Genomic DNA, 19,813 nt, shown 5'->3' with positions numbered 1-19,813 from the left:
GACGCCCCGTCCGGACAACAACCATGCCCAGCCCGCCGAACGGTGTTAGAAAAGAGGCATGGCCGCAGTCCTCGGCCGCCTGCGGTCGCTGGTGAGCGCGCGTACCGTCGCCCGGCAGGTCTTCGTGCTGCAGGCGGCGATCGTCGTGCTCCTCGTCGTCGCCGCGGTGGTCGCCCTGGTGCTCCAGGTGCGCACCGACACCGAGCGGGAGGCCCGCAACCGGTCCCTCGCCGTGGCCGAGTCCTTCGCGCACGCGCCGGGTGTCGTGGACGCCCTCGCGGAACCCGACCCGAGCGTGGTGCTCCAGCCGCGTGCCGAGGCGGCGCGCGAGGCGACCGACGTGGACTTCATCGTCGTGATGAGCACGGCCGGGATCCGCTACACGCACCCCGACCCCGACCAGATCGGCAAGCACTTCGTCGGCACCATCGCACCGGCCGTGGCAGGCGGGGTCGTGCGCGAGACGTACACCGGAACGCTCGGGCCGTCCGTGCGGGCCGTCGTCCCCGTGGAGGACGGCGACGGCCGGGTCGTCGGGCTGGTGGCCGCCGGTGTGACGCTGGCCAGCGTCGGCGGGATCGTGGACGACCAGCTGCCGATGCTGCTCGGCTCGGCGGCGGGCGTGCTCGCCCTCGCCACCGGCGGGACCGCGCTGGTCAGCCGGCGGCTGCTGCGCCAGACGCATGGGCTGGAGCCCGCCGAGATGACCCGGATGTACGAGCACCACGACGCCGTCCTGCACGCCGTACGGGAGGGTGTGCTGATCCTGGACGGCGAGGGACGGCTGGCGCTGGCGAACGACGAGGCGCGCCGGCTGCTCGGGCTGGCCGCGGACGCGGAGGGGCGGCCCTGCCTCGCCCTGGGCATCGGCAGCGACCTCGCCGGGCTGTTCGCCTCCGGGCGGGACGCCACCGACGAGGTGCACCTGGCGCGGGGCCGGCTGCTGGCGGTGAGCCAGCGGTCGACCGCGCGGGACGGCGGGCCGCCCGGCAGCGTGGCGACGCTGCGGGACACCACCGAGCTGCGGACCATGTCCGGCCGGGCGGACGTGGCGCAGGAGCGGCTGAAGCTGCTGTACGACGCGGGGCTGGAGATCGGCACCACCCTCGATGTCACACGCACCTCGCAGGAACTGGCCGACTTCGCGGTGCCGCGGTTCGCCGACTTCGTCTCCGTCGATCTGGCGGATCCGGTGCTGCGCGGCGAGGAGCCGAAGGAGGGCCGTACCGACATGCGCCGGGTCGCCTTCCGGGGCGTACGGGAGGGCAGCCCGCTCTATCCGATCGGCAAGCTGATCCACTTCGCCCCGGACAGCCCGCAGGCCTTCGGCTTCGGCACCGGCGAGTCCGTGCTGGAGCCCGACATGCCCGCCTTCTCCGGCTGGCAGGTCCAGGACCCGGAGAACGCCCGCAGGCTCGTGGCGTTCGGAATCCACGCGATGCTCACGGTCCCGCTGCGCGCCCGTGGCGTGATCATGGGCATGGCCACGTTCTGGCGGGCCGACCGACCCGAGCCCTTCGAGCAGGAGGACATCTCCCTCGCCGAGGAGCTGGTCGCGCGTGCCGCCGTCAGCATCGACAACGCCCGCCGCTACACCCGCGAACACACCCTGTCGGTCACGCTCCAGCGCAGCCTGCTGCCCCGGGCGCTGCCCGACCAGAGCGGCCTCGACGTCGCCTACCGCTATCTGCCCGCGCAGGCGGCGCAGGGCGGCGTCGGCGGGGACTGGTTCGACGTCATCCCGCTGCCGGGCGCGCGGGTGGCGCTGGTCGTGGGGGACGTCGTAGGACACGGGCTGCACGCGGCGGCGACGATGGGACGGCTCCGTACGGCGGTCCACAACTTCTCCACGCTCGACCTCCCGCCCGACGAACTCCTCGGCCATCTGGACGAGCTGGTGGCCCGTATCGACCAGGACGAGGGCGGCGACGGCGAGATCGCGCCGGTCACCGGGGCGACCTGCCTGTACGCCGTGTACGACCCGTCCTCCGGGCTGTGCACCCTCGCCCGCGCCGGCCACCTCGAACCGGCCGTCGTCCACCCCGACGGCGACGTCGAGTTCCCCTCCGTCACCGGCGGCCCGCCGCTGGGGCTGGGCGGCAGCCTGCCCTTCCAGGCGACCGAGCTGCGGCTGTCCGAGGGCAGCGGGCTGGTCCTGTACACGGACGGGCTGGTCGAGGACCAGGGGCGGGACATCGACGAGGGACTGGAACTGCTGCGCAGGGCGCTGGCCGCGGCGCCGCCGACGCACGGCCGGACGCCGGAGGAGACCTGCAAGGCGGTCCTGGCGGCCATGCTGCCGGAGCGGCCGCGCGACGACGTCGCCCTCGTCGTCGCCCGGACCCGGATGCTGGCCGCCGACCGCTCGGCGACCTGGGACTTCCCGGACGACCCCGCCGCCGTGGCCCGGGTGCGCGCCGCCGCCGCCCGGACGCTGGACGCCTGGGGACTGGAGGAGGAGGCGTTCACGACCGAGCTGATCCTCAGCGAGCTGGTCACCAACGCCCTCCGCCACGCCACCGGCCCCATCCGGGTCCGCCTCATCCGCGACCGCGCCCTGATCTGCGAGGTCTCCGACGGCAGCAGCACCGCCCCGCACCTGCGCAGCGCGGCCACGACGGACGAGGGCGGCCGGGGCCTGTTCCTGGTGTCCCAGTTCGCCGAGCGCTGGGGCACGCGGTACACGACGACCGGCAAGGTGATCTGGACGGAACAGCCCCTGGGCGGCTGAGTCCTGCGGCGCCTCAGTCCCCGTGCGCCTCCAGCGCCGCCCGCACCCCTGATTCGAGGGCGCCCTCGATCCACGACGGCTTCACCGAGGTGTGGTCCCCGGCGAAGTACAGCGGCCCCTCAGGGGCGCGGATGGCTTCCAGCAGTTCCGTGTGCTGACCGGGCAGCAGCACGGACGCCTCCCCGTAGGCGTACGGGTCGCGCAGCCAGCTCTGGGTCCGTCCGGCGCCGGTGTAGAAGACCTCGACGCGCTGGCCGTAGACCTGTTGCAGGCCCCGTAGCGCGTGCGGGTATCGGGCGTCCTCGTCGAGGGAGTCCCAGCGGGAGGCGTCGTCGGCCCAGCTGTAGGAGGCGAGGACGACACCGCCCTTGCTGCCGTCGATCGGGTGGGAGGGGTTGATCATGAAGCGGTTGGAGTTGTCCGAGACGGACCCGCCGCCGATGATGTGCGCCGCCTCGGGCTGGTCGCGGGTGGCCCAGCGGTTGGCGGCGTAGTGGGCGCGTTGCGCGTCGCTGATGTGGCCGTCCGGGACGGAGGGGTGGACGCCGAGGAGGCTGCCGTCGGCGGGTGCCTTGCCCTTGCGGTAGTCGTCGTAGAGCCCGGGGCGTACGGCGTCCAGCTCCCGTTTCCAGTCGGCCTCGGTGAACTCCCACCAGCGCAGGCCGAATTCGAGCAGCACCTTGGTGGCGCTGTCGTAGTGCAGCTCGGCCACCGCTCGCCGCTTCTTGTACGACATCAGCGGGCTGACCTGCACCTGCCTGAGCCCCGAGAACGGCACGGTGACGATCGCGAGGTCGCCGGTGAACTGCTCACGCACGACCTTGCCGTCGCGCCCCTCGGAGACGGTGTCGATCCAGACGTGCGGGCCCTTGGCGCCGACGTGGGAGGTGTCGTCGGCGCCGGGACGGCCGGGGGCCCAGTACTCGATGTGCGTCGCGCGCCGGTCCAGGCGCAGAACGTCGGCGACCTGCTTCAGCAGCGCGTCCGGGAGGGTCGCCGTGCCGCCGACCAGCTCCCAGAACGCGGTGTCGGGGCTGATCAGGGACTGGCTGATGAAGCTGTGGATGAAGGAGAGCGGCAGCCGTGAGGTGAGGTTCTCCAGGGTGCCGACCAGGTCGATGGTCCGCTCGTCGAAGCCGGCCTCCTCGGTCAGGAAGCGGTACATCGACCAGTCGCCGTACTTCTGCACGACGCGCGCCCAGCCCTTGACCCGCTCGGGCATCGGCTTGTCGACGCGCTTGCCGTCCGCGCCGACGGTGCTGAACTCGTCGCGTACGGGGTCCAGGGCGCGGCGCAGGATGGTCGAGGAGGGGGTGTCCCAGTAGGTGCGGGGGACGCCGAAGGAGCGGTTGATCTTGCGGGGTGCCTCGGCGTACTCGGAGCGGCGCACGCGGACGCCGTTGACGTGCAGCCAGGCGTTGTTGACGGCCTTGCCCTCGCCGTCGACGTCGACGAGGTGGAACCGGCGGCGTTTGACGCCGAGTTGGTCGATCAGCTGCATCACCAGCGGATGGCTGCCGGGGATGCGCATGGCGCCGGCCTCCGCGTACTGGGCCGGGTCGGCGAACGCCTGCGCCGCCTGCTCGTGGCCGCCGGTGCGGAACGTCTTGATACGGCCGCCGACGCGGTTGCCGTTGGCCTCGACGAGCGTGACATGGTGCCCGGCCCGCTTCAGCAGCCAGGCGGCGACCAGGCCGGCCGGTCCGGCGCCGACGACGAGGACTCTCTTCGCGGTCTTCGTCTTCGCGCGCGGCAGCCCGGAGTCGAGGATCTTCCGGTACGTCGGTACGAGCGGCCGGTCGTGCTCGTCGACCACCAGCAGGGCTCGGGCGACCGCGAGGCAGGTGTCCCAGTCGGCGGTGGAGCGCGGCCGGCTGGGGGCCTGCTGGGGGACGGAGGGTGCGGAGGGTGCGGCGGCAGCCGCGGTGGGGGTTAACGCCAGGGCGGCCGTCGTGGCCGACGCGGTCGTGAACCGGCGCCGGGAGAAGGGAGTTGAGCCGGCGGGCGCGTGGTGATTGTCCATGTGCCCTGGATACGGGGTGGGCGAAGGGCCGGTGGGCCATCCCTGCGTTCATCACCTGAACGGGCAAGCGCATGATCGCGCACCCACGCCGGATGTGCGTCCGCACGCGGGTTTGTGAATCACGTATGACGAAACCGTTGACGGGAACATGGGCCACTTTTATCTTTCTGATCCCATCACGATCGGAATAACGAACTCCGTTCGATATTTCGGACAGATTTACGGACAGGAACGGTCCCCTATGCCTCGGATGTCGCACAAGCCCCTCAGGAAACGGCACAGATCACTCATCCTCTGTGTGCTCACCGCGCTCCTGGCCCTGGTGGCGACCACCCAGCCGGCGTCCGCTGCGGACGGCCGTCCGTACACGAACCCGCTGAAGTCGTTCAAGGGCGCCGACCCCTGGCTCCAGTACCACGACGGCAACTACTACCTGATCACCACGACGTTCACCGGCATCCTCGGCATCCGTAAGTCGCCGACCCTCGCGGGCCTCGCCACCGCGCCCAACGTGCAGGTGTACTCGGACACCACGTCGACCCGGAACACCAACATCTGGGCGCCGGAGATGCACCTGTTCAACGGCCACTGGTACGTGTACTACTCGGCCGGCCAGGCGGGCGTCGCCTGCTGCGACTCCCAGCGCACGCATGTGCTGGAGAGCGCCGGCACGGATCCGATGGGGCCGTACACCTACAAGGGCTCGCTCACCGGGTCCAACCTCACGCCGGGCGGCTGGCTGATCGACGCGAGCGTGCTCCAGGCCGACAACAAGCTGTACCTGGTCGGCAGCGGGTTCATCAACGGCAGTACGCAGAGCCTGGTCATCGCGCCGTTGAGCAACCCGTACACCCTGGCCAGCAACACCTTCACGATCATCTCCAGTCCGACCCTGGACTGGGAGCGCTCCGGCAGCCCCGTCAACGAGGGCCCCGAGCCGCTGTACCACAACGGCCGCACCTTCCTGACGTACTCCGCGAGCTTCTGCGGGACCCCCGACTACAAGCTCGGCCAGCTGGAGCTGACCGGCTCCGACCCGCTGAACCCGGCGTCCTGGACGAAGAAGCAGACCCCCGTCTTCCAGCGCAGTGACGCGAACAGCGTCTACGGCCCCGGCCACAACGGCTTCTTCACCTCGCCCGACGGCACCGAGAACTGGATCGTCTACCACGCCAACTCCGCGTCGAACGGCGGCTGCGGCAACGGCCGGACCACCCGCGCCCAGAAGTTCACCTGGAACGCCGACGGCACCCCGAACTTCGGCACCCCCGTCGCCCTCGGCACCACGCTCCCCGGCCCGTCCGGCGAGACGGCCGCGACGCCGACCTCGTACAGGCTCGTCAACCGCAACAGCGGCAAGTGCCTCGACGTGAACGGCGGGAACACCGCCGACGGCACCAACATCTTCCAGTGGAGCTGCACCGGCGGCGCCAACCAGAAGTGGAAGGTCGAGGACCTCGGCGACGACACCAACCGGCTGGTCAACGTCGCCACCGGCAAGGTGATGGACACCGCGGAGTGCTCCGCCACCGACGGCGCCGACATCCGGCAGTGGTCCTGGCTGAACAACAAGTGCCAGCGCTACCGGCTCGTCTTCACGGCGGGCGGCGACTACGTCCGGATCGTCAACGAATCCACCGGCAAGGTCGCCGACGTGGCCGACTGCTCGACCGCGAACGGCGCCGACGTACGGCAGTGGGCGTGGCTGAACAACAACTGCCAGCAGTGGCGACTCGTACCCACGACCTGATCCTCCCCCGACCCTTCCCGCACTGGAGAAGCACCTTGAGACGCAACGCCCTACGGCTGCTCACGGCCGTCCTGATGGCCCTCGCGGCCTGCCTCGCCGGGCCCGGTCCCGCAGCCGAGGCGGCCGTGCCCGCCTCCCCCGCCGTGACCTTCACCAATCCGATCGCGCTCCAGCGCGCCGATCCACACATCTTCAAGCACACCGACGGTTTCTACTACTTCACGGCGACCGTTCCGGCGTACGACAAGATCGTCATGCGCCGGGCCACCACTCTTCAGGGGCTCTCCACCGCCCCGGAGACCACGATCTGGACCAAGCACGCAAGCGGTGAGATGGGCGCCCACATCTGGGCCCCGGAGATCCACTTCATCGACGGCAAGTGGTACGTCTACTTCACCGCCGGCTGGTCCACCGACAAGTGGCGGATCCGGCCGTACGTCCTGGAGTCCAGCTCCGCCAACCCGCTCACCGGCACCTGGACCGAGAAGGGCCGCATCTCACTGCCGCTGGACACCTTCTCGCTCGACGCCACGACGTTCGTGCACAACGGCACCCGCTACCTCAGCTGGGCGCAGAACGACCCCGCCGTCGGCGCGGGCACCAACATCTACCTGGCCCGGATGTCCAACCCCTGGACCATCACCGGCAGCCCCGTGATGATCGCCCGGCCCACCCACGCCTGGGAGAAGGTGGGCGCGACCGTCAACGAGGGCCCCGCCTTCATCCAGCACGGCAGCAAGGTCTTCATGACCTTCTCCGCCAGCGCCACCGACGCCAACTACTGCCTCGGCCTGCTGACCGCCGACGCCACCGCGGACCTGATGAACCCGGCGTCCTGGACCAAGAACCCCCAGCCGGTCTTCAAGAGCAACGCCGCCACCGGCCAGTACGGTCCCGGCCACAACAGCTTCACCACGTCCGAGGACGGCAAGTCGGACATCCTCGTCTACCACGACCGCGACTACAAGGACATCAGCGGCGACCCGCTCAACGACCCCAACCGCCGCACCCGCTTCCAGAAGGTGTACTGGAAGGCCGACGGCACCCCCGACTTCGGCATCCCGGTGGCCGACGGGGCCACGCCGCAGCGCTTCTCGTCGTACAACTTCGCGGACCGTTTCATCCGGCACTGGGAGTACCGCGCCCGTATCGAGGCCAACGTCTCCCCGCTCGCGGACTCGCAGTTCCGCGTGGTCACCGGCCTGGCCGGCAGCGGCACGGTCTCGCTGGAGTCGGCCAACTTCCCGGGCTACTACCTGCGGCACAAGAACTTCGAGGTGTGGGTGGAGAAGAACGACGGCACGACGCAGTTCGCGTCCGACGCGACCTTCTACAAGCGAGCCGGGCTGGCCGACTCGGCAGGCGTCTCCTACGAGTCGTACAACTACGCCGGCCGTTACATCCGGCACTACGAGTACCTGTTGCAGGTGCAGGCACTGAGCACGGCGACGGACCGGGCGGACGCCACGTTCTACGCCCAGTGATCCGCAGGCCCCGAGGCGGCCGTCGTCGTCCCGGCGGCCGCCTCGGGGCCGACCAGCCCTGATTCCCTAAGATCGCCGCGTGGCCAACTTCCTGCTCGAACGCACGGTTCCGCTCCCGCTCGACGAGGCGTGGTGCCGCCTGACGGAGTGGCCCCGCCATGCCCGGGCCGTCCCCCTGACCCGCATCACGGTCACACCCCCCGAACCGACCCACGAGGGCACCCTCGTCGTCGCCCGCTCCGGAATCGGCCCGCTCTCCTTCGCCGACCCGATGGAGGTGACGGTGTGGCAGCCTCCCGGGGAGGACTCACCGGGGCTGTGCAGGCTGGAGAAGCGGGGCCGGGTGGTCACGGGCTGGGCCGAGATCGAGGTACGGCCCGGGCCGGGCGGGCGTGCGCGGGTGGTGTGGCGGGAGGAGATGGCGGTGCGGTTCGTGCCGGGGGGCTTGGACGGGGTTGTCGAACGGGTGGGTCGGTACGTGTTCGGGCGGGCTGTGAACCGGCTGCTGCGGGGGGCGTGACGGGCATCGGACGAGGGGTTCGATGCCCGGCGCCGGTGCGGTCCCGGAAGGGGTCGTGTCAGAGTGGACGGTATGACGCAGACTGCGGCAACTCATCTGACACCGGACGAAGTTGAGGCGCTGGCCGTGGACGGACTGCGGTGGCTGCTGTCCGGCGCGCGGGACACCGGGGACGACGGCGGCATCGGCTGGCCCGTCAGGCCCTCCGCCGACGAGCTCGAACCCATGCTCTACCACGGCACGGCCGGAATCGTCCCGGTCCTCCTGGAGGCATGGCGGCACTTCGGCGACGACTCCTACGCGGACGCCGCCCTGCGCGCCGCCCGCGGGCTGGCGGCGTCCGTCGAGCACGTGGCGGACGACTCGCTCTACTTCGGCCGCACCGGAATGGCCGTGGTGTTGCGTGCCGTCCACGACGACCTGGGCGACGCAGCCGCGGGCGACGCCGCGGACCGGGCCCTGGAGCTGGTCCGGTCGCGCTTCGACGGGACGCGCTGGGGCTATCTGGTCGAGCTGATGGGCGGCAACGCGGGCATCGGCCTCGGAGCACTCCTGGCCGGAGCGGAGGAACTGGCCGTCCAGGCGGTGGAGCCCTACGCCCGCACGGCCGAGCAGACCCCTGCCGGGGTCCGGTGGCAGCACCGGGCCGACGCCGCCCCGAGCATGCACCACATGTCGCACGGCACGCTCGGCATCGCGTACGGACTGGCCGCGGTCGGCCACGCGACCGGCCGCAAGGACCTGGTCGAGCTCGCGCTGGCCGGTGTCGCCGACGTCGTCTCCCGTGACGAGGGCGGGCCGGAGGGCTTCCTCGTTGCGCACTCCGACCCGCACCACGGCGCCGAGCGGACCGCACGCCTCAACTACGGCTGGTGCCACGGCCCGACCGGTGATGCCCAGGTCTTCCGGCTGCTGAGGGACATGTTCGGCGACCCCACCCCCTGGCCGGCCCTCGCCGAACGCTGCTGGCACACCGTCCGGCACTCCGGACTGCCGCGCCGGCTGCACCCCGGCTTCTGGGACAACAACGGCCGCTGCTGCGGCACCGCGGGCGTCCTGGCGCTGGCCTGCGACCGCATCGCCGAGCAGGGCGACTCCCCCGAGTTCGCCCAGGTCCTCGTCGCCGACATCGCCGCCCACGCAACCCGCGACGCCGACGGCGCCCGCTGGTCGAACGTCGAGCACCGGGCCGACCCGAGCGACCTCGAACCGGAGACCGGGTGGGCGATGGGCAACGCGGGCATCGTGCGGGAACTGCTGCGCTTCGTACGGGTCGTCCGGGGAGGCGAGCCCGACTACGCGTTCACGTGGCCCGATCAGCCGGCGGTGCGTCGTCGTCGCTAGCGCGTCAGGGCGATCACCTCGCCGTACGACGGCTCAGGCCGGCTCAGGCCGGTCGGGACGGCTCACGCCACCGACCCGATCCGCCCCACCGCCGACGACGTCGTGTCGTGGTGGATGGGAGTGTGCGCGCCGGTGAGGGAGACCCCGCTGCCGCCCCGCCGGTCGGCGACGATCTCCGAGGCGATCGACAGGGCCGTCTCCTCCGGCGTACGGGCGCCGAGGTCCAGCCCGATGGGGGACCTGAGCCGCGCCAGTTCCAGCTCGGTCACCCCGACCTCCCTGAGCCGCTCGTTGCGGTCCAGGTGAGTCCGGCGCGAGCCCATCGCGCCGACGTACGCGACCGGCAGGCGCAGCGCGAGCTGGAGCAGGGGTACGTCGAACTTGGCGTCGTGGGTGAGGACGCACAGGACGGTCCGGGCGTCGACGGACGTCCGCTCCAGGTACTTGTGCGGCCACTCCACGACGATCTCGTCGGCCTCCGGGAAGCGGGCCTTCGTCGCGAAGACCGGGCGGGCGTCGCACACGGTCACGCGGTAGTTCAGGAACTTGCCGATGCGCACCAGCGCCGACGCGAAGTCGATGGCACCGAAGACGATCATCCGGGGCGCCGGGACCGAGGACTCGACCAGCACCGTGAGCGGGGCACCGCAGCGCGAGCCCTGTTCGCCGATCTCCAGGGTGCCGGTACGGCCCGCGTCCAGGAACGCCGTCGCCTCCGCCACGACCGTGCGGTCCAGTTCGGGGTGGGCGCCGAAGCCGCCGTCGTAGGAGCCGTCGGGGCCGACGAGAAGCGCGCGGCCCCGCAGCTCGTCCGGGCCCGACACGATCCGTGCGACCGCCGCCGCCTCCCCGCTCGCGGCCGCCCGCAGCGCGGCCGCGAGAACCGGGCGGTACGGGTCGTCGGCCCGTACCGGAGTGACGAGGATGTCGATGACGCCCCCGCAGGTCAGGCCGACCGCGAAGGCGTCCTCGTCGCTGTAACCGAAGCGCTCCAGGACCGTCTCGCCGTCCTGCAGCGCCTGTTGGCACAGCTCGTACACCGCGCCCTCCACACAGCCGCCGGAGACCGAGCCGATGGCCGTGCCGTCGGCGTCCACCGCGAGCGCGGCACCGGGTTGCCGGGGAGCGCTGCCGCCGACCGCCACCACGGTGGCCACGGCGAAGTCACGTCCCTGCTCGACCCACCGGTGCAGCTCTTCGGCGATGTCCAGCATCTCTCGGTCTCCTTAACAGCGGTTGTGGGGAAGGCGGTTCACCCTGACCGGCGCACCGGCCAGGGCGCAACACGCCCTAGTGCACGCCCATCCAGCTCTCAATGGGATTGAGGGCGAAATAGACGATGAAGATGCCCGTCAGGGCCCACATGAACGCCCCGATCTCCCGCGCCTTGCCCTGAGCGATCTTGATGGCGACGTACGAGATGACACCTGCCGCGACACCGGCCGTGATCGAGTACGTGAACGGCATGAGCACGACGGTGAGGAACACCGGGATCGCGGTGGCCCGGTCGGCCCAGTCCACGTGCCGCGCGTTCATCATCATCATGGCGCCGATCACCACCAGGGCCGCTGCCGCCACCTCGCCCGGCACGATCGCCGTCAGCGGGGTGAAGAACAGACAGGCCGCGAAGAACAGGCCGGTGACGACCGAGGAGAGACCCGTGCGGGCACCCTCGCCCACACCGGTCGCCGACTCGACGAACACCGTCTGGCCGGAGGCGCCGGACACACCGCCGATCGCACCGCCCGCACCGTCGATGAACAGCGCCTTGGACAGGCCCGGCATCCGGCCCTTGTCGTCGGCGAGCTTGGCCTCGGTGCCGACGCCGATGATCGTCGCCATCGCGTCGAAGAACCCGGCGAGCACGAGTGTGAACACGATCATGCCGACGGTCATCGCGCCGACCTCGCCCCAGCCGCCGAACTCGACGTTGCCGAAGATCGAGAAGTCCGGCATGGAGACGGCGCTGCCGTGCAGTTCGGGAGCGCCGCCCGCCCACTGCTTGGGGTCGATGGCGCCGAAGGCGTTGAGGACGACGGCGAGGATGGTGCCGCCGACGATGCCGATCAGGATCGCGCCGGGGATGCCGCGCGCCTGGAGCATGAAGATCGCGAGCAGGGTGACGGCGAAGAGCAGCACCGGCCATCCGGCCAGTTCACCGGCCGGGCCGAGGGTGACCAGGGTGGACTCGCCCTGGTGCACGAAACCGGCCTTGGCGAAGCCGATCAGCGCCACGAACAGGCCGATGCCCATGGTGATCGCGTGCTTCAGCGCCAACGGGATCGCGTTCATGATCATCTCGCGCAGGCCGGTGACGACCAGCAGCATGATGATCACGCCGTACATCACGCACATGCCCATGGCCTGCGGCCAGGTCATCTGCGGGGCGACCTGCGAGGCGAGGACGCCGGAGACGGACAGGCCGGCGGCGAGGGCGAGTGGCACCTTGCCGAAGAAGCCCATCAGCAGCGTGGTGAAGGCCGCCGCGAACGCGGTCGCGGTGATCAGGGCCTTCTGGGCGAGAGTGTCCCCCGCCGCGTCCTTGCCGGACAGGATCAGCGGGTTGAGCAGGAGGATGTACGCCATCGCCATGAAGGTGGTGACGCCGCCGCGCACCTCGCGCGCGATCGTGGATTCTCTCTTGGTTATGTGAAAGTACCGGTCGAGCCAGGACCTGCCGGCCGGGACGCGGGTGCCTTCTCCCGCGTCTTCGGCTGTGGTCGCCGGCTCCAGTGACTGCTGGGTCATGTGGGGCCTACTCCCAAGGTTCAAAGGGGCACCCGCGTACTGCTTCTGGGGATTGCGGGATTTGGGAAGGTGCTTCGGCCGCACGACCCGGGGGACGGCCCGAGACGAACGAACAGGATCTCTACTGCGGGTAGTTGCTTGCTCTCCGAGTGCCGCGAGCGGTGCGGTACTCGGTTACTCCGGGCGGCGCGGCGAAGTGTGACGTTCCCGGCGCCGCCCGGAGAGTTCCTACTGGGGTTTCCTTACGCCGTGCCGGTGAGGTGTTCCGGCCGTACCGGCGTCCGGTTCAGCTCCAGCCCCGTCGCGTTCCGGATCGCCGCGAGGACGGCCGGGGTCGACGACAGGGTGGGGGCCTCGCCGATGCCCCGCAGCCCGTACGGGGCGTGGTCGTCGGCGAGTTCGAGCACGTCGACGGGGATGGTCGGCGTGTCGAGGATGGTGGGGATCAGGTAGTCCGTGAAGGACGGGTTCCTGACCTTGGCCGTCTTGGGGTCGACGATGATCTCCTCCATGACCGCCACGCCGAGACCCTGGGTCGTACCGCCCTGGATCTGGCCGATGACGGACAGCGGGTTGAGCGCCTTGCCGACGTCCTGGGCGCAGGCCAGCTCGATCACCTTCACCAGGCCGAGCTCGGTGTCGACCTCGACGACGGCGCGGTGCGCGGCGAAGGAGTACTGGACGTGGCCGAAGCCCTGGCCGGTACGCAGGTCGAAGGCCTCGGTCGGCCGGTGCCGCCACTCGGCCTCGACCTCGACGGTCTCGCCTTCGAGGACGTCCGCCAGGTCGGCGAGGACCTCGCCGCCGTCGGTGACGACCTTGCCGCCCTCCAGGAGCAGTTCGGCCGTCGCCCAAGCCGGGTGATAGGAGCCGTACTTGCGGCGCCCGATCTCCAGGACCTTCTCGCGGACCAGCTCGCAGGAGTTCTTGACGGCGCCGCCGGTGACGTACGTCTGGCGCGACGCGGACGTCGAGCCGGCGCTGCCCACCTGCGTGTCTGCCGGGTTGATGGTGACCTGCGTGACGCCCAGCTCGGTGCGGGCGATCTGCGCGTGGACGGTGACACCGCCCTGGCCGACCTCCGCCATGGCCGTGTGCACGGTCGCGACGGGCTCGCCGCCGATGACCTCCATGCGCACCTTGGCGGTGGAGTAGTCGTCGAAGCCCTCGGAGAAGCCGACGTTCTTGATGCCGACCGCGTAGCCGACACCGCGTACGACGCCTTCACCGTGCGTGGTGTTGGACAGGCCGCCCGGCAGCTGCCGTACGTCCGCGCCCTCGCTGCTCTCCCACTGGCGCTCCGGCGGCATCGGCATCGCCTTGACGCGGCGCAGGAGTTCGGCGACCGGGGCCGGGGAGTCGACCGGCTGCCCGGTCGGCATGATGGTCCCCTGCTCCATGGCATTGAGCTGGCGGAACGCCACCCGGTCCAGGCCGACCGCGTCGGCGAGCTTGTCCATCTGCGCCTCGTAGGCGAAGCACGCCTGGACCGCGCCGAAGCCGCGCATGGCGCCGCAGGGCGGGTTGTTGGTGTACAGGGCGATGGCCTCGATGTCGACGTCGTCGACCACGTACGGGCCGATCGCCAGCGAGGAGGCGTTGCCGACCACGGCGGGAGACGCCGAGGCGTAGGCGCCGCCGTCCAGCACGATCCGGCACTTCACATGCGTGAGCTTGCCGTCCTTCGTGGCGCCGTGCTCGTAGTAGAGCTTGGCGGGGTGGCGGTGGACGTGCCCGAAGAAGGACTCGAAGCGGTTGTAGACGATCTTGACCGGCTTGCCGGTCCGCATCGCCAGCAGGCACGCGTGGATCTGCATCGACAGGTCCTCGCGGCCGCCGAAGGCGCCGCCGACGCCGGACAGCGTCATGCGGACCTTGCTCTCGGGCAGGCCGAGGACCGGGGCGATCTGCTTCAGGTCGCTGTGCAGCCACTGGGTGGCGATGTAGAGGTGGACGCCACCGTCCTCGTCCGGCACGGCGAGTCCCGACTCGGGACCGAGGAACGCCTGGTCCTGCATGCCGAAGGTGTACTCGCCCTTGACCACGAAGTCGGCCCGCTCGGCGGCCGCCGCGGCGTCACCGCGGAGGATCGGCTGGCGGTGCACGATGTTCGGGTGCGGGACATGACCGATGTGGTGGTCGTCGCGGCCCTCGTGGACGAGGATCGCGTCCGGGGCGGTCGCGGAGGCCTCGTCGGTGATGACGGGCAGCTCGCGGTAGTCGACCTTGATCTTCGCCGCGGCACGACGCGCGGTCTCCGGGTGGTCGGCGGCGACGATGGCGACCGGCTCACCGTGGTGGCGTACCTTGCCGTGCGCCAGGACCGGGGTGTCCTGGATCTCCAGGCCGTAGTTCTTCACCTCGGTCGGCAGGTCGTCGTACGTCATGACGGCGTAGACACCCGCCATGGCCAGCGCCTCGCTCGTGTCGATGGACACGATCTCGGCGTGCGCGACGGTCGACCGGAGGATCTGCCCCCAGAGCATGTCCTCGTGCCACATGTCGGACGAGTACGCGAACTCGCCGGTGACCTTGAGGGTGCCGTCCGGACGGAGCGTCGACTCGCCGATGCCGCCCTTGGTCTGGGACCCCTGGGTGATCTTCGTGGGAGCGCCATTGGTTGGCATGTCGCTCAGACCGCCTCTCCCTGCCGGGCGGCCGCGAGGCGGACCGCGTCCATGATCTTCTCGTATCCGGTGCAGCGGCACAGGTTGCCCGACAGGGCCTCGCGGATGTCCGCGTCGGTCGGGTTGGGGTTGTTCTCCAGCATCTCGTCGGCGGCGACCAGCAGACCCGGCGTGCAGAAGCCGCACTGGACGGCGCCGGCGTCGATGAACGCCTGCTGGATCGGGGAGAGCTCGGTGCCCTCACCGGTCTGCGAGTCCTGCCCCTTGGCCGCCCACTGCTGAGCGTCCTGGAGCGACGTACCGCAGGCACCACTCGCGCAACCACCGTGCTCCGCGCGCTGCTTGGCGAAGTCGGCGAGCCCCTCGACGGTGACGACCTCACGGCCCTCGACCTGCCCGGCGGCGACCAGACACGAACACACCGGAACCCCGTCCAGCCGGACGGTGCAGGAACCGCACTCGCCCTGCTCACAGGCGTTCTTCGACCCCGGCAGACCGAGCCGCTCCCGCAGCACGTACAGCAGGGACTCGCCCTCCCACACGTCGTCGGCTTCCTGCGGACGTCCATTGACAGTGAAGTTGACGCGCATCAGGCGACTCCCTCCGTGCGGGCGGCGGTGCCGCGGTACGACTCCCAGGTCCAGGTCAGCGTGCGGCGCGCCATGACGCCGACCGCGTGGCGGCGGTAGCTCGCCGTGCCCCGGACGTCGTCGATCGGGTTGCAGGCGCCGGAGCACAGCTCCGCGAACTGCTTGGCGACCGACGGCGTGATGATCTTGCCGTTGTCCCAGAAGCCGCCCTCTTCGAGCGCGGCGTTCAGGAACTCCTCGGCGGCCTTGGCCCGGACGGGCGTAGGAGCGGCCGAGCCGATCCCGGTACGCACGGTCCGCGTCTCGGGGTGCAGCGCGAGCCCGAAGGCGCACACGGCGATGACCATGGCGTTCCTGGTCCCCACCTTGGAGTACTGCTGCGGCCCGTCGGCCTTCTTGATGTGCACGGCCCGGATCAGCTCGTCGGCGGCCAGCGCGTTGCGCTTGACGCCCGTGTAGAACTCGTCGATCGGGATGAGGCGGGTGCCGCGCTCGGCCGACTCGACCTCGACCTCGGCGCCTGCCGCGAGGAGGGCGGGGTGCGCGTCGCCGGCCGGGGAGGCGGTGCCGAGGTTGCCGCCTACGCCGCCGCGGTTGCGGATCTGCGGGGAGGCCACCGTGTGCGAGGCGAGGGCGAGGCCCGGCAGCTCGGCGCGCAGGTGCTCCATGATGCGGGTGTACGGGACGGAGGCCCCGAGCCGCACGCTGTCCTCGCCGACCTCCCACTCGGTGAGGTCGCCGATGCGGTTCAGGTCGAGGAGGTACTCGGGCCGGCGGTGGTCGAAGTTGATCTCGACCATCACATCGGTGCCACCCGCAATCGGCACAGCGGTGGGGTGCTCGGCCTTCGCGGCGAGCGCCTCCTCCCAGCTGGCGGGGCGAAGGAAGTCCATGACCGGCTCTCTTCTTCGTCTCGTGGGTCGTACGGTTTGAGCCAGATCAGGTGCGGCGGGCCCGGCTCGTTCATGTGCTGTTAACGCGGATTGACGTCAGTACACAGCGCCGTCCTCCACCGGGGTCAGTCACGGAAACCATGAAGGAGTTGGCTGGCCAGGGCGGGCATCTTGTAGATTCGTATGAACGGAGGTCACCAGTAACCTCCTGGCTTTCCTCTGGAAACATCGGCCACGGCCCTGTGACCTGGGACACCGTCCGAAAGACGACGAGCACCGCCCCCGGCGCCGCTCATCGGCCCGCCAGACCGGGCCTCACCCACATCCCCATCAAGCTCATCAAGATTCATCGTAGATTTCGAGACAAAGAACGGCGGCGACGAGAATGCGGCTGCGCGCACTGCTGGACACCGACGCGCTGGGCCTCAAGCTGCTCGGCGGCGAGGACGAGCTGGACCGCACCGTGCGCGGTGTGATGACCACCGACCTCCGGGACCCCAGCCGCTACCTCTCCGGCGGCGAGCTGGTGCTCACGGGGCTGGCCTGGCGCCGCGACGCCGCGGACTCCGAGCCTTTCGTCCGCCTCCTGGCCCAGGCCGGCGTGGCGGCGCTGGGTGCCGGTGAGGCCGAGCTCGGCGACATCCCCGACGACCTGGTGCTGGCCTGCGCCCGCCATCGCCTCCCCCTCTTCGCGGTGCACGAGTCGGTGGCGTTCGCGACGATCACCGAGCATGTCGTACGGCAGGTCAGCGGCGAGCGCGCCGGGGACCTGGCGGCCGTCGTCGACCGGCACCGCCGGATGATGACCTCGGGCCCGGCGGGCGGCGGCCCCGACGTGGTCCTCGACCTCCTCGGCTCCGACCTGGACCTGCGGGCATGGGTGCTGTCGCCGACGGGCCGGCTCATCGCGGGCTCCAAGGTCGGCGGCCCGGCGCTGGCCCCCGAGGTGTGCGCGAAGCTGGCGGCGGAGCATCTGACGGCGGCCCGCACGGGCCGCCGCGGCCCCCACCGCCTGCCCCTCGGCAGCACGCAGTACTCCCTCTTCCCGATCCGCAGCACGGGCCGCTCAGCACAGGCCGCGCGGGACGTGCGCGAGACGGTGCTGTCGGAATGGCTGCTGGCCGTGGAGGCGGACGCGAGCGACTGGCCCGAGGAGCGCCTGGACCTCCTCCAGGGCGTCACCCAGCTGATCGCGGTGGAACGCGACCGGCGCGACGCGGCACGCACGGTCCGCCGCCGCCTCGCCCAGGAGGTCCTGGAACTGGTCCAGACGGGCGCGGCACCCGCCGAGATCGCCGCCCGCCTCCGCGTAGCGGCCCCGGTCCTGCTGCCCGGCCTCGGGGCGGCCCCGCACTGGCAGGTGGTCGTCGCCCGAGTCGAGTGGGAGGGCGGTGACATCGAGGAGGAGGGCCCGATCGCCCAGTCACTCCTGGAGGAGATCCTCGTCGACCCGCTCGCCACCGGCCCGGAACCGTCCGACCGCATCGCCGTGGCCCACACGGGCGACGAGGCGATCGCCCTGGTCCCCCTCCCGGCGGTCTCGTCGGAACACGACGGCTCGGAAACCGGCATCCTCGCGGACGCGCTCCTGGACTCCGTCCGGGACGCCCTGTCGGCGGGCCTGGACGGCGACGGCCGGGTCACGCTCGGCGTGAGCGCGGCGGTGCACTCGGCGGAGGGCCTGCGCGGCGCCCTGGAGGAGGCCCGGCACGCCCGCCGGGTGGCCGCGGCGCGCCCCGGCCGGGTCTGCGCGGCGGGCCACCAGGAACTGGCCTCGCACGTCCTCCTCCTCCCCTTCGTCCCGGACGACGTACGCCGGGCCTTCACCGCGCGTCTCCTCGACCCCCTCCGCGACTACGACCGCCGCCACCGCGCCGAGCTGATCCCCACCCTCGAAGCCTTCCTCGACTGCGACGGCTCCTGGACCCGCTGCGCGACCCGTCTCCACCTGCACGTCAACACACTGCGCTACCGAGTGGGCAGGATCGAGCAGTTGACGAGTCGGGACCTCTCCCGGCTGGAGGACAAGCTGGATTTCTTCTTGGCATTGCGCATGAGTTGACCTCTCCCGGCTCCCCCGCCGGATGACACCAAGTGCCGCCGCTGTCCCACGACTTTGTGAAATCCTTCACCCACCCTCTTGGCCGAACCCGGCGATCCGTGCTGAGATGCCGCCACCACTCAACAGCTCGATGGCGTGCTCGGGGAGGGCGAGGTGGCGTATACCGCCATGTCTGGTAACGGAACGACCGCCGGCGACGATCCACTCCAGACCGCGGTATGGCGGCTGCGCTCACGCGCGTGCTGGGCGGACGCGGCGGCCCTGCTACAGCCGGTCACCGCGGCTGCCGCGCTCCAGCGGGCCGCGCTGCTGGTGGAGCGATGTCTCTACACCGAGCAGGGCTGGGAAGAGGCCGAGGACGCGTTGCGTACGGCCGAGGCGCTCGCCCACAGTGACGACGAGCGGGGCGCGGCAGCTTGTGAACGCGGGCAACTTGCCTACGCGGCGACGCTGCACTCAGTGCGCGACCGGGCCGACGAGGCGCGGGCCGCGTTGGGGCGGGCGGCGGCGCTGATCCCTCCGGGGGCGGCGGGGAGGGCACTGCTGGACTTCCGCCGCGGTCTCCTGGCGGAGAACCTGGCCCGCTCGCCCCAGGCGGCCCGCGCGGCATACCGCCGAGCCCACGCGGGCGCGACGGCCCACGCCGACCCGCTCCTGCTCTCCTTCACCTGGCGTCACCTTGCCGGACTCGCCCTGCGCGACGGCGAGTTGGCGGAGGCCCGCCACGGGTTCGCCGAGTCGCTGCGCATCCGTGAGGAGCTGGGCTACCTGGTGGGTACCGCGCCCGCGTTGGCGTCCCTGGCCGACGCGGAGTCCGAGCCGGAGGCCGCCCGGCTCCGCGAGGAGGCTCGCCGCCTGTTCCGCCTCCTGGGCGGCGTCCCGACATGGCTGGCCCGCCAACTGGCCCCGATGCCCCCCGCAGCGGCGTAGGCCCACCCCGCTTCCCTCGCCCCCGCCGCCCCTACCCGTCCCATCCCCAGGGGCTCCGCCCCTTCAACCCCACCAGGGGGCTCCGCCCCCTGGACCCCCATCGGCCCTGAA

The 19,813-nt window shown here is 71.1% G+C and carries 13 protein-coding genes; 7 read left to right on the top strand and 6 right to left on the bottom strand.

Features of this window, described 5'->3' with window-relative positions:
- Positions 1 to 58 precede the first annotated feature (58 nt).
- Entirely contained in the window at positions 59 to 2,731 is a 2,673-nt protein-coding gene (locus tag ADK36_RS38970) for a SpoIIE family protein phosphatase (RefSeq protein ID WP_048586273.1), read from the top strand.
- Between the two features lie 13 nt (positions 2,732 to 2,744).
- On the opposite strand, the gene ADK36_RS38965 is transcribed toward ADK36_RS38970, so the two are convergent.
- Complete coding sequence (locus tag ADK36_RS38965; RefSeq protein WP_048586272.1) at positions 2,745 to 4,754, bottom strand: flavin monoamine oxidase family protein; 2,010 nt, start codon at positions 4,752 to 4,754, stop codon at positions 2,745 to 2,747.
- Between the two features lie 250 nt (positions 4,755 to 5,004).
- Here ADK36_RS38965 and ADK36_RS38960 point away from each other — a divergent pair, with 250 nt between their 5' ends.
- From ADK36_RS38960 to ADK36_RS38945, 4 genes are all read left to right on the top strand, one after another.
- Positions 5,005 to 6,504 carry a family 43 glycosylhydrolase gene (locus ADK36_RS38960; protein ID WP_048586271.1) on the top strand — a complete coding sequence of 500 codons (1,500 nt, stop codon included), beginning with the start codon at positions 5,005 to 5,007 and terminating at the stop codon, positions 6,502 to 6,504.
- A gap of 74 nt (positions 6,505 to 6,578) precedes the next feature.
- Complete coding sequence (locus ADK36_RS38955; RefSeq protein WP_048586292.1) at positions 6,579 to 7,988, top strand: family 43 glycosylhydrolase; 1,410 nt, start codon at positions 6,579 to 6,581, stop codon at positions 7,986 to 7,988.
- A gap of 79 nt (positions 7,989 to 8,067) precedes the next feature.
- Complete coding sequence (locus tag ADK36_RS38950; protein WP_053200955.1) at positions 8,068 to 8,508, top strand: Immediate-early protein 2; 441 nt, start codon at positions 8,068 to 8,070, stop codon at positions 8,506 to 8,508.
- 72 nt (positions 8,509 to 8,580) lie between these two features.
- On the top strand, positions 8,581 to 9,852 hold the full coding sequence (locus tag ADK36_RS38945) for a lanthionine synthetase LanC family protein (RefSeq protein WP_053200954.1): 1,272 nt from the start codon (positions 8,581 to 8,583) through the stop codon (positions 9,850 to 9,852).
- 62 nt (positions 9,853 to 9,914) lie between these two features.
- Here ADK36_RS38945 and ADK36_RS38940 read toward each other — a convergent pair whose 3' ends face one another.
- The 5 genes from ADK36_RS38940 to ADK36_RS38920 form a co-directional block, all read right to left on the bottom strand.
- On the bottom strand, positions 9,915 to 11,066 hold the full coding sequence (locus ADK36_RS38940; protein ID WP_048586269.1) for an XdhC family protein: 1,152 nt from the start codon (positions 11,064 to 11,066) through the stop codon (positions 9,915 to 9,917).
- Positions 11,067 to 11,142: 76 nt separating this feature from the next.
- On the bottom strand, positions 11,143 to 12,600 hold the full coding sequence (locus tag ADK36_RS38935) for an NCS2 family permease (protein WP_048586268.1): 1,458 nt from the start codon (positions 12,598 to 12,600) through the stop codon (positions 11,143 to 11,145).
- A gap of 242 nt (positions 12,601 to 12,842) precedes the next feature.
- Positions 12,843 to 15,227: a xanthine dehydrogenase family protein molybdopterin-binding subunit gene (locus ADK36_RS38930; protein WP_048586267.1), complete on the bottom strand. Its 2,385-nt coding sequence runs from the start codon at positions 15,225 to 15,227 to the stop codon at positions 12,843 to 12,845.
- Between the two features lie 5 nt (positions 15,228 to 15,232).
- Positions 15,233 to 15,817 (bottom strand): (2Fe-2S)-binding protein, encoded by a 585-nt coding sequence (locus ADK36_RS38925; RefSeq protein ID WP_048586266.1) that lies wholly within the window; start codon positions 15,815 to 15,817, stop codon positions 15,233 to 15,235.
- Positions 15,817 to 16,710 carry an FAD binding domain-containing protein gene (locus ADK36_RS38920; RefSeq protein ID WP_048586265.1) on the bottom strand — a complete coding sequence of 298 codons (894 nt, stop codon included), beginning with the start codon at positions 16,708 to 16,710 and terminating at the stop codon, positions 15,817 to 15,819. Before ADK36_RS38920 ends, ADK36_RS38925 begins: the two co-directional genes overlap by 1 nt.
- 385 nt (positions 16,711 to 17,095) lie before the next feature.
- Here ADK36_RS38920 and ADK36_RS38915 point away from each other — a divergent pair, with 385 nt between their 5' ends.
- Both ADK36_RS38915 and ADK36_RS38910 read left to right on the top strand, forming a co-directional pair.
- Complete coding sequence (locus tag ADK36_RS38915; RefSeq protein WP_048586264.1) at positions 17,096 to 18,772, top strand: PucR family transcriptional regulator; 1,677 nt, start codon at positions 17,096 to 17,098, stop codon at positions 18,770 to 18,772.
- 153 nt (positions 18,773 to 18,925) lie between these two features.
- Entirely contained in the window at positions 18,926 to 19,702 is a 777-nt protein-coding gene (locus ADK36_RS38910; protein ID WP_053200980.1) for a hypothetical protein, read from the top strand.
- Positions 19,703 to 19,813 lie beyond the last annotated feature (111 nt).

It is taken from the genome of Streptomyces viridochromogenes (assembly GCF_001270495.1).
Taxonomy (GTDB): Bacteria; Actinomycetota; Actinomycetes; order Streptomycetales; family Streptomycetaceae; genus Streptomyces; species Streptomyces viridochromogenes_A.
The sequence above is the reverse complement of the archived record's forward strand: the minus strand, read 5'-3'. Positions and strand labels throughout refer to the sequence as shown.